This window comes from Kamptonema formosum PCC 10802, from assembly GCF_000332335.1.
Classification (GTDB): Bacteria; Cyanobacteriota; Cyanobacteriia; order Cyanobacteriales; family Oscillatoriaceae; genus Oscillatoria.
The window spans coordinates 769980-788608 of sequence record NZ_KB235948.1 but is presented as its reverse complement, the minus strand read 5'-3'; the positions used below and the strand labels follow the sequence as shown (position 1 = coordinate 788608).

Below are 18629 nucleotides of genomic sequence, written 5' to 3'. Positions count from 1 at the left end.
ATAGAATTGGTTAAACGACCAATTTTTCGGAGGGAAAGTCAAAAGAAACCCGGGGCCTGAGATGTCCCAGCCGTGCGCCGAACAAAACCGGATTTCTCAGTTTCGTTCCAGCTTTTGTCTCAGCTCCTCTCGGGACCGGCACGCTCCGCGAGGGCAAAATCACAAAGGAGAAGTAACCGATGGCCAAACAGAATTTATATTTATGCATGGGTTCGGCTTGCCATCAATTGGGAGTGTATGAAGTTTTGCCGAAACTGCAAAGCATGATCGGCGAATATCAGCTAGAGGACAGAGTTGAACTCAAGGGGTCTTTTTGTCTGGAAACCTGTAGCGACGGAATTGTGATGAAATTCAAGGATAAAGTCTTTACCCAGATTAGCCCCGAGAACATTGAGCAGAAATTCATTCAAGAGATTTTGCCAACTATCCAGTAAAAGAAAAGGAGGTGTATTGTGGTGGATGCCGCTGAGAGAAATTTGTGGAAGCTGTTATGGGAGTATGACCCGAATGGCTTGATCGTGCTGGATACGGATTTCAATATCAAGCTGGTCAATCCCGCCTTTTGCAAAATGTTTCAGGTGGAAGCTGAAGATATAATTGGCCATCCCGCTGTAGAGCTTTTGGAGGATATAGACGATTTTAAGAGAGTTTGGGACAAAAATGAAGTGCTGAGGGGGAAAGAAAAAGAATATCCGGCTCACAACTTGTATCTGAGGAGAGTGATTTTTCCGATACCGGATGAAAATATTATCGCTTGCATCATGGTGGATATCACCCAGGAATGGCAGCGAAAGAAAGAAATGATGAAACTCAAGACGGAGACGGTGGCCAAAGTCAATGAGGTGGTGGACAATCAAATGAAAGTCGTGCAGGAGATTGCCGGTTTGCTGGGGGAAACCACGGCTGAAACGAAAATCAGCTTGTTGAAAATCATCAAAATGGTTGACCACGATATTGTTTAGTCAGCGCCCGCAGGACATCGCAGACCTTTGAGGAGGAAGCAGACAGTGACAGTTCTTAAGGATGTTAGGCATGCCGTTGCGACGGACAATTTTCTCGATATTTTCGACCTGAGTTTGAATAAGAAGGGAGAAGAGCTGTGCGGGGATAAGGTTAAATTCCGCAAAAGTGACGGGAAAACCACTATTGTGCTGTCGGACGGGTTGGGGAGTGGCGTGAAAGCCAATATTCTCGCCACCCTGACCACGGAAATTATCATCACGATGTTGAATGCCGATGTCCCGCTGGAGGAAGTGATCAAGACGGTGATCGGCACCTTACCTATCTGTCAAGTCCGAAAAATTGCCTACTCCACCTTTACTATCATCCAAATCAAGCACGAGAACAACCAGTTTAAAGTCCTTAACTTTGACAATCCTCCTGTTTTCTATTTCAAGAAAGGGAAGCTGTCCAAGCTGGAATCGCGGGCGGAAAATATCTTGGATAAAAAGATTACCTTTTCGGAGGGGTATCTGGAAAAAGGTGATTTTCTGGGCGCGGCGAGTGATGGGGTCCTCTATGCCGGTCTGGGCGTGGCCTTGAATTTCGGCTGGGGGTGGGACAAGATTGCCAGCTACATCGAATCGGTTTTGAGCCGGCAGAGCCACACCGCCCGCAATATTGTCCAGAGTGTGATTGCCGAAACTCACTCGCTTTACCGGGGGAAAATTGGGGATGACGCCACCTTTGTCGGCGTCTATGTCAGGCAGCGAAACCCTTTAATGATTTTCACCGGCCCTCCCCTTGACGAAAACAAGGATATCGTGTATGTGGAAAGGCTATTAAATTTTGAGGGCCGCAAGGTGGTGTGCGGGGGCACCACCGGCAATATTGTAGCGAGCTATCTGGGCGAGACGATAGAAATGGATATCTCCACCATGCGAAAAGAACTCCCCCCCATTGGCAAATTGAGCGAAATCGATTTGGTCACAGAAGGGATTCTCACGATTTCCAAATGCCAGGAGGTGCTGCGCGCCTGTCACTTTGATATCTCCCGGCTGCCGGCGGACAGGAACGGTGCGGTTTTGCTGGCGCAGGAAATCCTGCAAGCTGACTCTATCCTATTTTTGGTGGGCCAGAGCATCAACGAGTTCTATCAAAACCCCCTGCTGCCCAAAAACATTTCCATCCGCCGCAACCTCGTAGAAGACTTAGTAAACTTTTTGCGGCAAAAGCAAAAAGAAGTCACGCTAGAATATTGTTAGCACGCCAAACTGTCAAGACAATGAATTGCAATCTCACGGCCAAGCTCCAATCCCTCCGCCACTCTGTCGCTGTCATCGGCTACGGAAATGAACTGCGCAGTGATGACGCTATTGGGCCACAAGTCGCTCGCGCCGTGCAAGCTTGGGGAGTGCCTTCCGTTCACTCGCTGGCGGTCCACCAGCTGACTCCGGAACTGGCAGAAACCCTCGCCGAAGCGGAAATGGCTATCTTTGTGGACGCTTGTATCACCCCTGCCGCTCCCCCAGCAGCTGATGGGGGGGGAGAAGATGGCCCATCCGTGCGGGTGCTCCCCCTGGAACCTGCCGGTGCGGATGCTAGCATTGGGGGGCATACGAGCGATCCGCGCACGCTGCTCGCCCTGGCTGGACTTCTTTACGGTCACGCACCCCAAGCTTGGCTAGTTACTGTACCGGGGGTCAACTTCGATTTGGGAGAAGAGCTCTCGCCGGTGGCCGAAAATGGAATGGCTGACGCTCTTGAGGAGATTGATTACCTGATTAGGAACTCCCTATCCGCCACTGAGGTTGCGGCGCAATAGCTGCCCTGAAGCAATGCCCCATGCCCCATGCCCAATTCCTCACACTTATGATTGACCCTATCTCCCTCGGCGTCTCTGACTTTTCCCGCAGTTTGGCATTCCACGATGCTGTGCTGGCGGAACTCGGTTTCCGCCGGTGCTTCAAAGCTGAAAGCCCCCAAGGTGCCAAGTTTGCCAGCTATGGCCCGGACAGCAAACCTGTATTCTGGATCTCTTCGAGCGACGAGTTTGGCAGCCGCCCCGCACTACCGTGCCGGCTCCCACATTGCTTTCCAGGCGGCCAGCCGGCAGGCGGTCGATGCTTTTCATGCGGCGGCGCTGCATGCCGGCGGAACCGACAATGGCCAGCCTGGTTTAAGGCCCCACTATCACCCCAGCTACTACGCCGCCTTCGCTCTCGATCCTGATGGCCATCACATCGAGGCCGTCTGCCACTCTCCCGCTCCCTAAGCCAACCGGCAAACATCCGATTGATTAATATTTTATTAAGATTGAGCCGCAGAGCTTGAAAAACGCACTATAAAGGATATAGCTCCCGGTGCCCTATGGGCAACCCGGCTTTTAATTAAGAATTAATTAATCGTATTTCAGATAAGTGCGGGGCAGTCAATGCACGAAGTGAGCGTAATGTCAAGTACCCTAAAGATCGCCTTGGATTGCGCAAGCCGGCAAGGGGCGCAAAAAATCCACCGGCTGAAGATGCGGGTGGGCGAACAGTCGGGCGTCGTTCCGGAAGCGCTGGAATTTGCCTTTGACGTGGTGACGCAGGGGACAATTGCCGAAGGGGCCAACCTGGAAGTGGAGAAAATACCGGTAATTTGTTACTGCGTTAACTGCAAGCAGGAGTTTCAACCCGATACCCTATTCTATGAGTGCCCAGAGTGCCACGAACTCAGCACTGAGGTGCGCTGTGGGCGAGAGATTGAACTCACATCTTTGGAGGTTTCTTAACGATGTGTAAAGATTGCGGATGCAGTAAAGTCGGAGAAATTGGCATCCACAGCCATACCGGGGCTCACTCTCACGAGCACTCTCACGAGAGCGGGCACTCTCACGATGGCGGGCACTCTCATGAGTGCGGTTCCTCTCACGATGGCGGGCACTCTCATGAGTACGGGCACTCTCACGAGCAAGATCGCTCTCACGACCACTCTCACGGGCACTCTCACGGGCACTCTCACGGTCACCACCACAGCAATAGCAATGGGCGCAAGACGGTGGAGATTGCGCAATCGATACTGGACAAAAATGACCGGCTCGCCGAGCGCAACCGGGGCTATTTCATGGCCAAGGGACTGCTGGTGCTCAACGTGCTGTCCTCTCCGGGATCTGGAAAAACCGCCTTTCTGGAACGGACAGTCGCTGACAGCGCCAGCCGCCTAAAAATAGGGGTAATTGTCGGAGACTTGGAAACCGAAAACGACGCCGTGCGCCTGCGGGGTGCCGGCGCAGAAGCAGTGCAAATCACCACCGGCACCGTCTGCCACCTGGAAGCGGAAATGGTGGCCCGGGCTGCCGGGAAGCTGAACCTGGACGCGCTGGATGTCCTCGTTATAGAAAACGTCGGCAATCTCGTCTGCCCAGCCGCCTACGATTTGGGAGAAAATTTGCGCGCAGTCTTGCTTTCCGTTACGGAAGGAGAGGACAAACCGCTGAAATATCCTACCATGTTCAAAACCGCAGATGCGGTAATCGTCAGTAAAATCGACATGGCCGGAGCCGCCGGATTTGACCGCGAAAAAGCCCTGAGAAACATTCGGCGAGTAGCCCCACAAGCGACCATTTTTGAAGTGTCGGCGCGAACGGGTGCCGGGATGGAAAATTGGCAGCGCTATCTGCAAGAAAAGCTTTCAGAAATTAGCCAGCAGGCGTCATTTGTTAGCCCTGAAACCTGACGTCAGGCTGGCTGTGCAGCAAGAGTGAATGGCAAAGAAAAAACCATGCAAAATATAATCGCACCGGTCACTTACCCAAAACCGCAGGACATCCTGCGCTACGAGCGCCAGCCCCTTGACGCATTTTTCTCACCGGCAACCGTCGCTGTGATTGGCGCGACAGAAAAAGAAGGCAGCGTCGGGCGCACCATCCTGTGGAACCTGATCAGCAGTCAGTTTGGCGGCACAGTCTTCCCGGTCAACCCCAAGCGAAACAGCGTCTTGGGCATCAAAGCCTATGCCAGCATCGCCCAAGTGCCCGAAAAAGTGGAGCTGGCCGTCATCGTCACACCGGCCCCCACCGTGCCTGGCATCATCAGCGAGTGCGCCGATGCCGGTGTGAGAGCCGCCATTATCATCTCCGCCGGCTTCAAAGAAATCGGCGCTCCTGGCATCGAACTGGAGCGGCAAGTCCTGGAGCGGGCGCGGCGGGGCAAGATGCGCATCATTGGCCCCAACTGTTTGGGCGTGATGAGCCCCCCCACCGGACTGAACGCCACCTTTTCCAGCACGATGGCCCGTCCGGGGAATGTCGGCTTCATCTCCCAGAGTGGGGCACTGTGCACCGCCATTCTCGACTGGAGCTTCCGCGAGAATGTTGGCTTCAGCGCCTTCATGTCCATCGGCTCGATGCTAGATGTCGGCTGGGGCGACCTGATATACTACCTCGGCGACGATCCGCGCACCCAGAGCATCGTCATTTATATGGAATCGATCGGCAACGCCCGCTCCTTCCTGTCCGCCGCGCGGGAAGTAGCGCTGACTAAACCGATCATTGTCATCAAAGCCGGTCGCACCGAGGCGGCAGCAAAAGCCGCCGCATCGCACACCGGCAGTCTGGCCGGCAGTGACGAAGTGCTCGACGCCGCCTTCCGGCGCTGCGGCGTGCTGCGAGTCAACACCATTGACGACCTGTTCAACATGGCGGAAGTCCTCGCCAAGCAGCCGCGCCCCAAAGGAAAGCGCCTGACGATCCTCACCAATGCCGGCGGTCCTGGGGTGCTGGCAACGGACGCCCTGATTTCAGAAGAGGGCAAACTGGCTGAACTGTCCCCAGAAACCATTGCCGCGCTCAACGAGTTCCTCCCGCCGCACTGGAGTCACTCCAACCCGATTGACATTCTCGGGGATGCCGATCCAGAACGGTACGCCAAAGCGCTCCAGATCGCGGCCAAAGACCCCAACAGCGACGGCTTGCTGGCGATCCTGACGCCGCAATCCATGACCGACCCCACCCAAACCGCCGAGCAGCTGAAGTCAGCCGTCGGCGCACTGGACGGCAAGCCCCTGCTGGCCAGCTGGATGGGCGGAGCCGACGTGGCGGCGGGTGAGGCGATTCTCAACCGCGCCAATATCTTCACCTTCCCCTACCCGGACACCGCCGCCCACGTGTTCAACTACATGTGGCGCTACAGCTACAGCCTGCGCGGCCTGTACGAAACGCCGGTGCTGCCGGAGCGCTGCGGCGAAACAACCTGCGATCGCCCTCTGGCGGAGGTGATTATTCACACGGCGCTTAAAGCCGGTCGCACAATTCTCACCGAGTTTGAATCCAAGCAGCTGCTGGCGGCTTATGGGATTCCGATTGTGGAAACTCGCATCGCCACCAGTCAGGAGCAGGCGGTTGAATTTGCCGGTGAGATCGGCTATCCCGTGGTTCTGAAGCTGTTTTCCGAAACCATCACCCACAAAACCGATGTCGGCGGCGTGCGGCTGAATTTGATGGACGCCCAAGAGGTGGCCGGCGCTTATCACGCGATTGAAACTGCAGTGGCGAAGAGAGCCGGTGCGGAGCACTTCCAAGGCGTCACGGTCCAGCCAATGATCAAATTCGAGGGGTACGAACTGATTATCGGCAGCAGCCTCGACCCGCAATTTGGCCCCGTGCTGCTGTTCGGCACCGGCGGACAGCTGGTGGAAGTCTTCAAAGACCGCTCTCTGGCGCTTCCGCCGCTCAACTCCACCCTGGCGCGGCGGATGATGGAGCAAACCAAAATCTACAAGGCTCTCAAAGGCGTGCGCGGGCGCGCGCCGGTGGACCTCGCCGCCCTCGAACAGCTGTTGGTGCAGTTCAGCCAGCTGGTTGTCGAGCAGCCCTGGATTAAGGAGATTGACATCAACCCCCTGCTGGCCTCTCCCGAACGGCTGCTCGCCCTCGACGCCCGCGTGGTGCTGCACGGACCGGAGGTGACGCAAGAGCAACTGCCCAAGCTGGCGATTCGCCCCTATCCGTCCCAGTACGTGTCCTCGTGGGAGCTAAAAGACGGCACGCCGGTCACCATTCGCCCCATCCGTCCTGAAGATGAGCCCCTCGTGGTCAAGTTCCACGAAAGCCTCAGCGACCGCAGCGTTTATTTTCGCTACTTCCAATTGCTCAAGCTGAGCCGGCGCATCTCCCACGAGCGGCTGGCTCGCATCTGCTTCATCGACTACGACCGCGAAATGGCTCTCCTGGCCGAGTGCGCCAACCCAGACACCGGCGAAAATGAAATTCTGGGCTTCGGTCGCTTGACTAAATCCCACGGAAGCGACGAGGGAGAGTTCGGGCTTCTGGTCACCGACCGCTACCAGCACCGGGGTTTGGGCACAGAGTTGCTGCGCCGCATCCTGCAAGTCGGGCGCGACGAAAAACTCACCCGCATCACGGCTGACATCCTGTTTGAAAATGTGGAAATGCAGCACATCTCCCAGAAACTCGGCTTCCGCCTCCACCGCACCCCGGATGTGGTGAAAGCAGAGATTGATTTGTAGCGGTTGACAAGCCGGGAACCCCACCCCCCAACCCCCTCCCCGCTAGCGGGGAGGGGGAGAAAAGAAGGGCTTGCCACCTGCCACCCCACTCCTGCCACCTGAAAAATTAATTGCCGGCAATTCACCGCACTTGCTCTAAAATGTTATAAGGATGGCAGATTTCTATAAAACAGGTTAAGCCTATGCTCGGCTGGCACCGACCAGAATATCTACCTATTTCTTTAGGACTCGCTATTTTGACTTCCCTGGCTTGCGGGACGCCGGTTTTATCCGCTCAGGCCCGCCCGATGGGTGTGGGCCCTATAGCGAACACCAACCCCGATCATATTACGGAGATACAGAACAATACCGTCTGTTCTTTTATTAACGTCAATAAAGTTAACATCCGCAAAGGTCCCGGCAGCCAGTACGCCACTGTCACTCAACTCAACAGGGGGGATGGTGTCAGAGCTGTGAGCCGTCAGGGAAACTGGGTACAAATCGCTGCCCGGGTTTACGGTTTCGGTAACGATGAGCGCATCGAACCCTTTGAAGGATGGGTGTCCAATCAATACATAAATGGATGCTCGGAAGATCAATTTGACAGGTGGCGGAAATAGAATCGAGAGCCGGTTGGCAAGACAGAATGCCTCGGCTCGTCCCGCTTGCCAGTTTGGAAAGGCAGCTGAAAACAGCTTGTAGAGGCTGCGAGATGTCGCGTCTAAAATTAACAAAAATTAACTCCTGAAATAAGCAAATATGAAGGCGGACGGTCAAGACATTAAAGGCAAGCTGCTGATGGACGAAGAGCAAGAAATTAAAATTCAGAATATCTTCCTAAGGGCTGATGAAAATGGGGTGGGAGAAATTGCCAGAAGACTCTGGGATTTAAAAGACCATTTTAATCCCTGGATTTATGAGGATGGCTGGGACTTCAGATCGCCGTTTCGGGACGGGGACGGCAGAATTAGTGAGTGCGTCGCTCTCACCGTTTACCCAACCGCAGAAACAGCCAGAAATAAAGTTATAGTCGCCCTGAATGCCGACAATCTGGAACGGCTCTATATCAACCGGCCTCGAAAGAGTATCGTCGAATTTATAGGCCGATTGCAATACATGCTAGAGAGGCCGAAAAGAAAATTTCACAAAGACTGGCATTACGTAGAAATCGCTAATTCTAAGGAAGCTTACCTGTTTGTTAAGGAATTTTGCTGGTTGGGCGGGTACTGAACGCTAACCAAAACGATATGAAAGGACTCACAAAAGCCCCGGGGGGAAGCGCCGGCACCCCATCCCCTAAATCTCGCCTCTCCCTGACTGTACGAGGTGCCGTTCAAGGGGTGGGGTTTCGCCCGTTTATCTACCGGCTCGCCGCAGAGTTGCAGCTCACAGGCTGGGTGAACAACTCCGCTCAGGGCGTGTTTATTGAAGTGGAAGGCACTGCGCAGCAATTGCAAACTTTCCTGCACCGGCTCGAACCAGAAAAGCCCCCCCGCTCCTCTATCGGCAGTCTGGAATATTCCTGGCTCGAACCGGCAGGCTACACCACCTTTGAAATCCGCCCTTCCGCTGCCGGTGAAAAAACCGCTGTCGTCCTCCCGGATATTTCCACCTGCTCCGACTGTCTGCGAGAAATCCTTGACCCCACCAACCGCCGCTATCGCTACCCCTTCACCAACTGCACCAACTGCGGTCCCCGCTATAGTATTATAGAAGCGCTGCCCTACGATCGGTGCAATACTACCATGAAGCGCTTCCAGATGTGCGAGCAGTGCCGGTCGGAATATGAAAATCCCCTCGACCGGCGCTTCCACGCCCAGCCTAATGCCTGCCCCACCTGCGGACCCCATCTGGAATTGTGGGATAGCACCGGCACGGTGCTCGCCACCGGCAATCGCGCTTTACTTAGCACAGTTGAGGCAATTTGTCAAGGAAAAATTGTGGCGGTAAAAGGGCTGGGAGGCTTTCATTTGATGGTGCTCGCCAGCAGTGGGGAAGCAGTGAGAAAGTTGCGCCGGTGCAAGCGCCGGGAGGAGAAGCCATTTGCGCTGATGTCGCCTTCTGTAGAGTGGGTGAGAGCGCACTGCGAGGTTTCACCGGCACAGGAGAGATTGCTGCGCTCGCCGGAAGCTCCAATTGTGCTGTTGAGGAGGAGGGGGGATTGTGAACCGATCCTGAGCCAAGAGCGCCAAGAAAATACGGGAGTTGCGCCGGAGGTTGCGCCGGGGAATCCGTATTTGGGGGTGATGTTGGGTTACGCGCCGCTGCACCATTTGTTGCTGGCAGAGTTGGGGGTGCCGGTGGTGTGCACGTCGGGGAATGTTTCGGATGAGCCTATCTGTATTGATCAGCGGGAGGCGATTGTTCGGTTGGCGGGTATTGCTGAGCTATTTTTGGTGCACAACCGCCCGATTGTTCGCCCTGTGGATGATTCCGTGGTGCGGGTTGTGGCGGGGCGAGAAATGGTGGTGCGCCGCGCTAGGGGGTACGCACCCCTGCCGGTGCAAATAGCCCCCCAGTCGAAAATTGAGCCGGCACCTGAGCCTTCCTTAAAAAAAGGGCGGGAATGCCCGTCGAAAATTCTTGCTGTCGGGGCGCATTTGAAGAATACGATCGCTATTGCCACCGGCTCTCAAGTTTTTGTCAGCCAGCATATCGGAGATTTGGAAACCCCGCAAGCGTTTGAGGCGTTTGAGCGAGCGATTGAAAGTTTTAAGCAGCTGTATGAGTTTGAACCTGAGGCGGTGGCGTGCGACGCTCACCCCGATTATCGCTCTGCGCAATTTGCCCAGAATTTGGGTTTGCCCGTTGTGCCGGTGCAGCACCATTTCGCTCACGCTCTCGCCTGCATGGCGGAAAACCAGCTGTTGGGAGAACCGGTGCTGGCTGTGGCGTGGGATGGCACCGGCTACGGGCTGGATGGGACAATTTGGGGCGGGGAATTCCTGCTCGTTCGCCCTGACTCTTGGCAAAGAATAGCGCATTTGAGCACATTTCGGCTTGCCGGTGGGGACAGAGCTGTAAAAGAGCCCCGGCGAGTCGCTTTGGGGTTGCTCTACGAACTGTTTGGCGACGAGCTATTTGGCGAGCCGCCACTGCCAAATTCTCAAATCTCAGCTCTGTTGCACGACTTTTTCCCGGCAGAACTGAAGCTGCTGCAAACTGTGTTTAAGCGCCAGATCAATGCGCCCGTGACTTCCAGTGCGGGGCGGCTCTTTGATGGCGTGGCGCGGATTGCCGGTTTGCGCAAGATTTGCACATTTGAAGGTCAAGCTGCAATGGAGTTAGAATTCGCCCTTCATGGCATTAAAACTGATGAAAACTACCCCATTGAATTAGTAAAAAGTTCCCGAGAGAGCATTTCCCAATCCCCAAATCCCCCAATCCCGGCCCCCCCAATCGCCAATCCAATTGTGGTAAACTGGAAACCGATGCTGCTCGGCGTACTGGAGGATGTGGCGGCAGAGGTGCCGGTGGGGAAAATATCGGCGAAATTTCACAATACCCTAGTGGAAGCAATTGTGGCTATTGCCAAGCGTGTTGGGGAAAATCGGGTTGCGCTCACCGGCGGCTGCTTTCAGAACCAATATTTAACCGAGCGTGCGGTGCTGCGCCTCAGTTCGGAAGGCTTTCGCCCCTACTGGCACCAGAGAATTCCCCCGAATGATGGCGGCATTGCCCTCGGACAAATTGTCGCAGCTAGGGGGGGATGGTGATTTTTATTGAGGGATAATTGGGTTGCATTATAGCAGTTGCTGGGGTGCCGGCAGTTCCGGCCAGCTTCACCAAAATCAACATTTTCTTAAGCCGCCATCGATGGCACCTGTGCTACACTAGAAATAGCGACAGTCCAAAATCCATTCAGGGGTTAAAGGTTAGGGGTTAAGGTTAGGAGAACCGCTGATCATTAATCCCATGTCCAAGGCCCAAGGCCCAATCCAAAATCCAAAATCCAAAATCCAAAATCCAAAATCCAAAATCCAAAATCTCATGTGCCTAGCAGTTCCTGGTAAAATTGTCCGGATTAATGAAAACAGTGACGCCAGTGGTGAATCCTCCCTGACACGCACCGGCAGCGTCAGCTTTGGCGGCGTCGTCAAAGAAGTGAGTCTCGCCTACGTTCCCGAAGCCCAAGTCGGCAACTACGTTATTGTTCACGTCGGCTTTGCCCTCAGCGTCGTTGATGAGAAAGAAGCCGAACAGACCTTACAATATCTGCAAGAAATGTGCGTTTCATAAGGTTTATAGCCACACCCGATTGATGGGAAACGCCAACTCAGTCTAGGGGAAAGTAGTTTTCCGAAATTCCTAGAATTGCCCTAGAAATTATATCACAGGAGGAATGGTAAAGCAAATCGTTGTTCCCACGTCCTGCTGGGATTCCACCCAGATCCGACCTCCGTGGCAATCGACAATTTTCTTGCAGATGGCCATGCCCAAGCCAGAACCGGGATACTGGCTGTAGGAGTGCAGCCGCTGGAATGCCTCAAAAAGGCGGTGGAAGTTCTCGGGAGCTATGCCAATCCCATTGTCGCGGACGGCTATTAGCCATTCGCCGCTTTTCTGCGCTTGTGCGGAAATTTCTATTTTAGGGGGAACAGAGGGGCGGCGAAACTTAATGGAATTGCTAATCAGGTTTTGGAAGAGCTGCATCAGTTGGGTGCGACTGCCCATTACTTTTGGCAGCTGGGAGTGGGTAATGCAAGCGCCACTGGAGGAAATGTCGGCGTGCAAATTAGCCAGCGCCTCTTCTAGCACGGCTGTGCAGTCAGCCGGTTCAAATTTTAGAGAGTTCTTTCCCACCCTGGAATAGGTTAGCAACTCGTGAATTAGATTTTTCATCCTCAAGCAGGAATTAAGAATCTCCTGAAAGGCATGTTCGGCGTCTGCATCTAACGTGTCCTCATATTTCCTGGATAAGAGATCGGCACAGGCGACAATAACCTGTAGGGGGGATTGCAAATCGTGGGAAGCGATATAAGCGAATTTCTCTAATTCGGCGTTGGAGCGCGTCAGCTCTTGATTGAACTGCTCCAGGCGCGCATTTTTCTCAGCCAGCTGGCGCTGGAGGTGGCCTACAGTCAGCTGATTCTCGATCCGGGCTAGAACTTCCTCAACCTGAAAGGGTTTGGTAATGTAGTCCGCGCCACCGGCACTGAACGCCTTCACTTTGTCCAGCGCCCCATCCAGAGCGCTCAAGAAAATAACCGGCACGTCGCGAGTGTGTTCAGAAGCTTTCAGGTGCTGGCAGACTTCATAGCCATTCATATCCGGCATTTTGATATCGAGTAAAATCAGATCCGGTAAGGATATCCCGCACGCAGTCAGAGCCATCTTTCCGTGCAAGGCTTTGCGAACAGTGTACCCCTGCTTTGTCAGCATAGACGACAGGACGCGCAGATTATCCGGCGCATCGTCAACGATAAGAATCTGTTTTTCTGAAAAGTTAACCCCCGCTCTATGCATTTTCCCTCTTCGGTCATTTGGCTAAGTTTATCAAACTAGAAATAACTGCGCAACGCTTTTAGTGTGTAGAGACGCGACATGTGGCGTCTCTACTGGGCTCACTCTCGCTGCTTTTGCGTCAGTTTGATAATTTTATCAAATTGGAAGTTATAAGCTAAATCAGCTAAAGCTGCCGATAGCGGCTGATTTTCGGCAGGAACCAGCTCCAGCAACTCCAAAATCCGGTCGTCGCTGCCTTGAGCGGCTGCGCCGCACACCTGCGCCACCCAGTCGGGCGGCATTTGCTGCAGGTGCCAGCTCAAGTCGCCAGGGGGCGAAATCGTTCGGTTTTTGGCTGGAAGCTCCTGGCTGATCTCCTGCTCGCGGATATACACTGCCCCCAGATGCTGGCCGATTTTTTCCAAAAGCTCCTCTTTTTGGAAAGGTTTGCGAATAAAGTCATCGCAACCGGCAGACAGGACGATCGAGCGGTCTTCCTCGAAGGCGCTAGCGGTAAGGGCAATAATCGCCGTTGCCTGACCTTTCAGGCAAGATTTAATCTGTTTGGTCGCCTCGTAGCCGTCCATCACCGGCATCCGCATGTCCATGACAATCAAGTGCGGCTCCCAACTCCGCCACACCGCAACCGCTTCTTGACCGTCCTGCGCTTCTCGCACCTCAAAGCCGGTGGAGGTGAGAATTTGAACCAGGAGCAACCGGCTCTCCAGGCGGTCGTCAGCCACCAAAATGCGATACTTGGGCCCGTCGGGCGCTACGCAGACAATTTTGCGCTGCGGCGCAGTCGCTTTCACTTCACTCGCCTCGGCGAGCCGGACTGTGACGTCAAAGGTAAAAGTGCTTCCCTCACCGAGCGCACTGCTGACGCGAATCTCTCCCCCCATCAGCCGCACAAATTTTTGGCTGATCGGCAAACCCAAACCGGTTCCTTGCTGGGATTTTCGGCCCGTTTCTGTCTGTCCGAACGATTCAAACAGCTTGTCGAATTCCTCTGGAGCAATCCCCGGGCCGGTGTCTTCTATTTCAAAGGTGATTTTGGATTTTGGATTTTGGATTTTGGATTGGGGATTTGGGACTTCGGATTGGGGATTTGGGACTTCGGATTGAGAGATGGGGGATGGACAATTTGGCTCGCTTCCCGGTTCCCCATGCCCCGCTCTCACCCGCAGCGTCACCCTGCCGGCAGGAGTAAACTTAATAGCGTTGCCCAAGATATTCAGCAAAACCTGGCGCAGCCGGCCCTCGTCCGCACGCACGAATTGGGGGACGCTTGCGCCGATCTCAAAAATCAGCGCTAACCCTTTGTCTTGGGCTTTCAATTTCAGGATTTCTCGCAGGGTGTCGAGCAGGCTAATCAGGTCAAAACTGCTTTCCTTGAGCGCCGTCCTGCCGGCCTCGATTTTGGACATTTCCAAAATGTCGTTGATCAGTTCCAGCAGGTGAGAGCCGGCGCGATTGATAATTGCCAGGTTTTTCTGGTGTTCCGCTTTCAGGGAGGAGTCCCCGCTCATCACTTGTGTAAATCCCAGGATAGCGTTGAGTGGCGTGCGCAACTCGTGGCTCATATTAGCCAGGAATTCGCTCTTGGCGCGGTTGGCGGCATCGGCGGCTTCTTTTGCCTTTTGCAGAGCCTCCTCCTCTTGTTTGCGGGCGCTGATATCCGTGAGGGTGCCGGTGATTCGGTAAGGTTTGCCGGCCCTGTTGCGCACGCATTTCCCTCTCGCCTCCACCCACACCCACCGGCCATCTTTGTGCCGCATGCGGTGGGTGTGCTGATAAACCGGGATGCTGCCTTCGATGTGGCCGGAGACAGCCGCTAGAGCGCCCGGGAAATCATCTGGATGCACGTTTTCCGCCCAAGTGTTGAATTCCTGCTGCAGTTCCCCTTCCCGGTAGCCGAGAATTTCCATCCAAACGGGAGAGTAATAAACCCGAGCGGTTCTCAAATCCCAATCCCAAATCCCATCCTTGGTGCCTGAAACTGCCAGCTGGAAGCGCTCTTCGCTCTCTCTGAGGGCGGTTTCCACCCGTTTGCGCTCTAAGATTTCAGCTTTGGCTTGCTCGAAGAGAGTGCATTGCCCGATGGCAATCGCCAGCTGCAGGCAAAGCTGCCGCAGCGACTCAACCTCAAAAGCCTGCCACTGGCGAAAACTCCCGCACTGGTGAGCGATCAGCAGCCCCCACACCCTGTCGCTGTGGGAAATGGGAACAATGGCGCTCGCTTTTACTTGTAGCTGGCGGAGAAAATTCAGGTGGCACTCACTCAAACCGGCTTCGTAAATATTCTCGATAGTGCGAATGCGACCGTGCTGGTAGTGGGGGATGCAGTTTTCTAGAAAGCAACTGTTTTGAATCTCCATCCCCACAGCGGAGGCCCACCCCTCGCCAAGTGACTCGACAAGCACAACCCCATTCCAGTCTGGGTTAAAATGATAAATAACCGTGCGGTCTGCTGCCAAAAACTGCCGCACTTCACCCACAGCGGTTTGCAAAACTTCTCGCAGGTTGAGAGAGGAGCGGATTCGCTCCAGCATTGCCCCCACCAGCCGCTCGCTCTTTAATTTCTGCTGCAAAGCAACTTCTGCCAGCTTGCGCTCGCTGATATCTGTAATCGTGCCCACATAGCCTTTTACCTCTCCATCCTCTCCAATGTCTGCCACCGCCTGACCGATGACCCAGCTTATTTTCCCGTCAGGATGCTGGAAGCGATACTCCGACTTAAACGGAACCTTAGCGCTAGCCGCTTTATACCATTCGGTAAAAACTCGCTCCCGGTCCTCTGGGTGGACGTTACTCGCCCACCCCTCACTCACAGCGTGTTCTAGAGAGAGTCCCGTAATCTCGCTCCAGGACTGATTGACATAGAGACAATTTCCCGACGCATCGGTGTTGAAAATACAGACCGGCGAGGCTTCTGCTAGAGTCCTGTACCGGCGCTGACTTTCTCGCAACGCTTCCTCTGCGGCTTTTAGCTCGGTAATATCTGCCCAGTAACCGACGCACTCTGCCGGATGCCCTGAAGTGTCGCGGATCGCCCTCACCTGGTCGTAGATCCAGCGATACATTCCGTCAGCGTGCAAAAAGCGGTATTCTTCAGAGTGATCGCCTCTCTCACAAAGGTTGGCCAGTCCAGCCAAGACCCGACCGGCATCTTCCGGGTGGATGCGGTTCTGCCAGAACCCCGGATCTTCTATAAATTCTCGGGGTTCGTAGCCGAACATAGTTTTGATGTTCTGGCTGACAAAAGTCATGGCAAAATCTTCTGAAAGCTGGCAGCTGTAAATAGCGGCTGGGCTGGAGGTCAGCAGGTATCGCAGGCGTTCGGTGACGCGCCGCAATTCCAGCTCGGCTTGTTTGCGAGCGCTGATGTCTTGAATTTGAGCGATGAAGTACAGGGGATTTCCCCCCTCGTCTCTCACCAGCGAGCAGCTCAGAAAAATCCACACGACGCGCCCCTGCTTGTGGAGATATCGCTTCTCCATATGATAGTAGCGCATCTTGCCACTGAGCACCTGGCGCATGCAGTTTAAATCGGCATCGAGGTCGTCGGGGGGAGTGATAGCTTGGAAGGTGGTCGCTAGCAATTCTTCTTCGGAATAGCCAACAATTTCGCACAAAGCCTGATTCACTTTCAGCCAGCGCCCATCCAACCCGACTAGCGCCATGCCAATAGCGGCGCAGTCAAAGGAATTGCGGAAGCGCACTTCGCTCTCAGAAAGAGCTTGTTCCGCTTTTTTGCGCGCGGTGATATCTCTGTGCGTGCCGGTCATCCGCACCGGCGCGCCGGCAGCATCCCGCTCAAACACTTTACCGCGCTCCAGAATCCACTTCCACTCCCCTGATTTGCTGCGCATGCGAAATTCCACTTCATAGACAGCGAGCTTGCCTTCCAGATAGGCACTCAAAGCTTCCTTCACCGCCGGCTCGTCCTCTGGATGGAGCAGCCGCGCCCAGGATTGGTAACTGTTTTCTATCTCCTCTACTTCATACCCCAGCATTTTCTTCCACTGCCGGTCGAAATAGGTTTCTCCCGTCACAATATTCCAGTCCCACATCCCCAGTTCGCTGCCTTCCAGCGCCAAAAACAATCGCTCTTCGCTGGTGCGCAAAGCGGTTTCCGCTTGCTTGCGCCCCAGGAGCGAACCCAACTGAGCCGCCACCGCACTGACTAGATCCAGAATGCGCCGGTCGGGAGGGCTTTTGCTGCGCTTAAAGAAAGCCAAAACTGCCAAAACTCGCTTTCCGTCCAAAATTGGCACACCAAAGCCGGCTTTCAACCCGACTTTGCCAGCGATTTCCCCGCGCAGAAAAAGGGGCTCATTCACTTCAGAAATATCTTCTATCCACTCTGGCTGCTGAGATTGCCAAATCCGTCCCGGAAGTCCCGCACCGGCTGCAAAGCCGAAGGGTTCGCTGAAGCGCCGGAATTCTTCTAAACTCGGGTCGCGCCCGTACCACCCCCAACTGCATTTTAACTCCGTTCCGCCATTTGAAGGAAGCCACGCCTCCGCAAAATCCCAGCCCATCGCCGCACAAATTAACTGCAAAATCACTGCTAGAGCGCTGTCTGTGTCCGGGCACTGGCTGGTGGCTCGGGCTGTGTCCAGCAGCAGGCGGAGTTGATTTTCTGCTTGCTTGCGCTCTGTAATGTCCGTAACTGCGCCCAGCACGCACTCCTGTCCCTCAAGAGCGATGAGTTCCGCTGACAGCAATACGGTCTTTATTTCCCCCCCGGCACCGCAAACCCCCACCTCCCAGTTGTGAATCGCTCTTTCTTTCTTCAGCGTCCTGACAAACCGAGCCCGGTCAGCCACACTCAGGCAAATATTAACAAAGAGATCGCTTTTTGCCAGCGCTTCTGAGCGAGAGCACCCAAAAAACCGACAGAAGCTGTCATTGACTTCCAGCACGCGCCCTTCTGGAAAAGTGGCGATCCCGAGCGGGTCGGGACAGGCGCGAAACGCTGATGCTAGCATGGCTTGTGCGTTCTGCCGGTCGCGACTTTCTTGAGAGAGCCGCGCATTTTGTTCCAGCAGTTGCTTGTGCAGCCGGCTGACCTTCAATTGGTTCGCGATCCTCGCCAAAATTTCTTGCACCTGAAACGGTTTTGTGATATAATCCGCACCCCCCACCTCAAAGGCTCTCGCCTTATCAAATCCTTCCTGCAACGAACTCAAGAAAATAACCGGGATATCCCGAGTGCTCTGGGAAGCTTTCAACTGGGAGCATACTTCATAGCCACTGATTTCCGGCATCAAAATGTCCAGCAAAATCAGGTCCGGCTGCTCCATCCGCACGCTCATCAGGGCCAGCCCGCCATTCGGTGCCAGCCGCACTTTATACCCGGCTTTTGACAGGAGGTTGGATAAAAGCGTCAAATTTAAGGCGGTATCGTCTACCACTAAAATAGTTCCTTTTGAGGGAGAACCTTGAGAGTCGCTCATATTTCATCTAGCTTTATGGCGGTTCAAAGGAAATCGGGGATGGGGCAGTGGGCAGTGGGCGATTGGGCGATTGGGCGATTGGGCGATGGGGCATGGCGCAGGAGCAATGAATCCCAATCGAAAATCTGTAGGTCCAGGCATCCAATCCCCCATGCGCCATGCCCAGTGCGCTGTGCCGGTTTCTCACAAACAAAGCGCACCCCGATTTACTTGCTTATTATCTCAAAAATTTCTGCCTTTCGGAACGGCTTGCCGATAAAATCGTCTCAAACTGGGCGCTGGGCACTGGGCGCT

General features: G+C 54.5%; 14 protein-coding genes. 12 read left to right on the top strand and 2 right to left on the bottom strand.

All coding sequences use genetic code 11. From position 1 onward, the window contains the following. The first annotated feature begins 179 nt into the window (after nt 1-179). The 12 genes from OSC10802_RS0103510 to OSC10802_RS0103450 all read left to right on the top strand — a co-directional run bounded on the left by OSC10802_RS0103510 (nt 180) and on the right by OSC10802_RS0103450 (nt 11667). Entirely contained in the window at nt 180-434 is a 255-nt protein-coding gene (locus OSC10802_RS0103510; protein WP_026098133.1) for a (2Fe-2S) ferredoxin domain-containing protein, read from the top strand. 18 nt (nt 435-452) lie between these two features. Beyond that, entirely contained in the window at nt 453-962 is a 510-nt protein-coding gene (locus OSC10802_RS0103505; RefSeq protein ID WP_017715402.1) for a PAS domain-containing protein, read from the top strand. Between the two features lie 45 nt (nt 963-1007). Further along, a complete protein-coding gene (locus OSC10802_RS0103500; RefSeq protein ID WP_017715401.1) occupies nt 1008-2204 on the top strand; it encodes a SpoIIE family protein phosphatase in 1197 nt (398 codons plus the stop codon). Nucleotides 2205-2224: 20 nt separating this feature from the next. After that, on the top strand, nt 2225-2764 hold the full coding sequence (locus OSC10802_RS0103495) for a hydrogenase maturation protease (protein ID WP_017715400.1): 540 nt from the start codon (nt 2225-2227) through the stop codon (nt 2762-2764). Nucleotides 2765-2944: 180 nt separating this feature from the next. Further along, the gene (locus OSC10802_RS38535) at nt 2945-3214 is read left to right on the top strand and encodes a VOC family protein (RefSeq protein ID WP_232731610.1); all 270 of its coding nucleotides are present in this window, start codon (nt 2945-2947) and stop codon (nt 3212-3214) included. Nucleotides 3215-3373: 159 nt separating this feature from the next. Continuing rightward, nucleotides 3374-3715 (top strand): hydrogenase maturation nickel metallochaperone HypA, encoded by a 342-nt coding sequence (gene hypA / locus OSC10802_RS0103485; protein ID WP_026098130.1) that lies wholly within the window; start codon nt 3374-3376, stop codon nt 3713-3715. Between the two features lie 2 nt (nt 3716-3717). Continuing rightward, entirely contained in the window at nt 3718-4659 is a 942-nt protein-coding gene (hypB, locus tag OSC10802_RS0103480; RefSeq protein ID WP_017715398.1) for a hydrogenase nickel incorporation protein HypB, read from the top strand. Nucleotides 4660-4704: 45 nt separating this feature from the next. Beyond that, nucleotides 4705-7449, top strand: coding sequence for a bifunctional acetate--CoA ligase family protein/GNAT family N-acetyltransferase (locus OSC10802_RS0103475; protein ID WP_026098129.1), 2745 nt, complete (start codon nt 4705-4707; stop codon nt 7447-7449). Between the two features lie 236 nt (nt 7450-7685). After that, on the top strand, nt 7686-8048 hold the full coding sequence (locus tag OSC10802_RS0103470) for an SH3 domain-containing protein (protein ID WP_232731609.1): 363 nt from the start codon (nt 7686-7688) through the stop codon (nt 8046-8048). 139 nt (nt 8049-8187) lie between these two features. Then, the gene (locus OSC10802_RS0103465) at nt 8188-8658 is read left to right on the top strand and encodes a hypothetical protein (RefSeq protein WP_017715395.1); all 471 of its coding nucleotides are present in this window, start codon (nt 8188-8190) and stop codon (nt 8656-8658) included. 17 nt (nt 8659-8675) lie between these two features. Continuing rightward, nucleotides 8676-11144, top strand: coding sequence for a carbamoyltransferase HypF (gene hypF, locus OSC10802_RS0103460; RefSeq protein WP_017715394.1), 2469 nt, complete (start codon nt 8676-8678; stop codon nt 11142-11144). A gap of 199 nt (nt 11145-11343) precedes the next feature. Next, entirely contained in the window at nt 11344-11667 is a 324-nt protein-coding gene (locus OSC10802_RS0103450; protein ID WP_017715393.1) for a HypC/HybG/HupF family hydrogenase formation chaperone, read from the top strand. A gap of 87 nt (nt 11668-11754) precedes the next feature. On the opposite strand, the gene OSC10802_RS0103445 is transcribed toward OSC10802_RS0103450, so the two are convergent. Together OSC10802_RS0103445 and OSC10802_RS43910 are read right to left on the bottom strand one after the other, a co-directional pair. Further along, nucleotides 11755-12894: an ATP-binding protein gene (locus tag OSC10802_RS0103445; RefSeq protein WP_017715392.1), complete on the bottom strand. Its 1140-nt coding sequence runs from the start codon at nt 12892-12894 to the stop codon at nt 11755-11757. Between the two features lie 98 nt (nt 12895-12992). After that, nucleotides 12993-18335, bottom strand: a complete 5343-nt coding sequence (locus OSC10802_RS43910) for a PAS domain S-box protein (RefSeq protein ID WP_017715391.1) — start codon at nt 18333-18335, stop codon at nt 12993-12995. Nucleotides 18336-18629 lie beyond the last annotated feature (294 nt).

What these genes read in the sequence shown, in the direction of transcription:
- OSC10802_RS0103510 (WP_026098133.1), top strand. Translation starts at nt 180, where the DNA reads ATGGCCAAACAGAATTTATATTTATGCATGGGTTCGGCTTGCCATCAA.
- OSC10802_RS0103495 (WP_017715400.1), top strand. Translation starts at nt 2,225, where the DNA reads ATGAATTGCAATCTCACGGCCAAGCTCCAATCCCTCCGCCACTCTGTC.
- OSC10802_RS38535 (WP_232731610.1), top strand. Translation starts at nt 2,945, where the DNA reads ATGGCCCGGACAGCAAACCTGTATTCTGGATCTCTTCGAGCGACGAGT.
- hypA (WP_026098130.1), top strand. Translation starts at nt 3,374, where the DNA reads ATGCACGAAGTGAGCGTAATGTCAAGTACCCTAAAGATCGCCTTGGAT.
- hypB (WP_017715398.1), top strand. Translation starts at nt 3,718, where the DNA reads ATGTGTAAAGATTGCGGATGCAGTAAAGTCGGAGAAATTGGCATCCAC.
- OSC10802_RS0103475 (WP_026098129.1), top strand. Translation starts at nt 4,705, where the DNA reads ATGCAAAATATAATCGCACCGGTCACTTACCCAAAACCGCAGGACATC.
- OSC10802_RS0103465 (WP_017715395.1), top strand. Translation starts at nt 8,188, where the DNA reads ATGAAGGCGGACGGTCAAGACATTAAAGGCAAGCTGCTGATGGACGAA.
- hypF (WP_017715394.1), top strand. Translation starts at nt 8,676, where the DNA reads ATGAAAGGACTCACAAAAGCCCCGGGGGGAAGCGCCGGCACCCCATCC.
- OSC10802_RS0103450 (WP_017715393.1), top strand. Translation starts at nt 11,344, where the DNA reads ATGTCCAAGGCCCAAGGCCCAATCCAAAATCCAAAATCCAAAATCCAA.
- OSC10802_RS0103445 (WP_017715392.1), bottom strand. Translation starts at nt 12,894, where the DNA reads ATGCATAGAGCGGGGGTTAACTTTTCAGAAAAACAGATTCTTATCGTT.
- OSC10802_RS43910 (WP_017715391.1), bottom strand. Translation starts at nt 18,335, where the DNA reads ATGAGCGACTCTCAAGGTTCTCCCTCAAAAGGAACTATTTTAGTGGTA.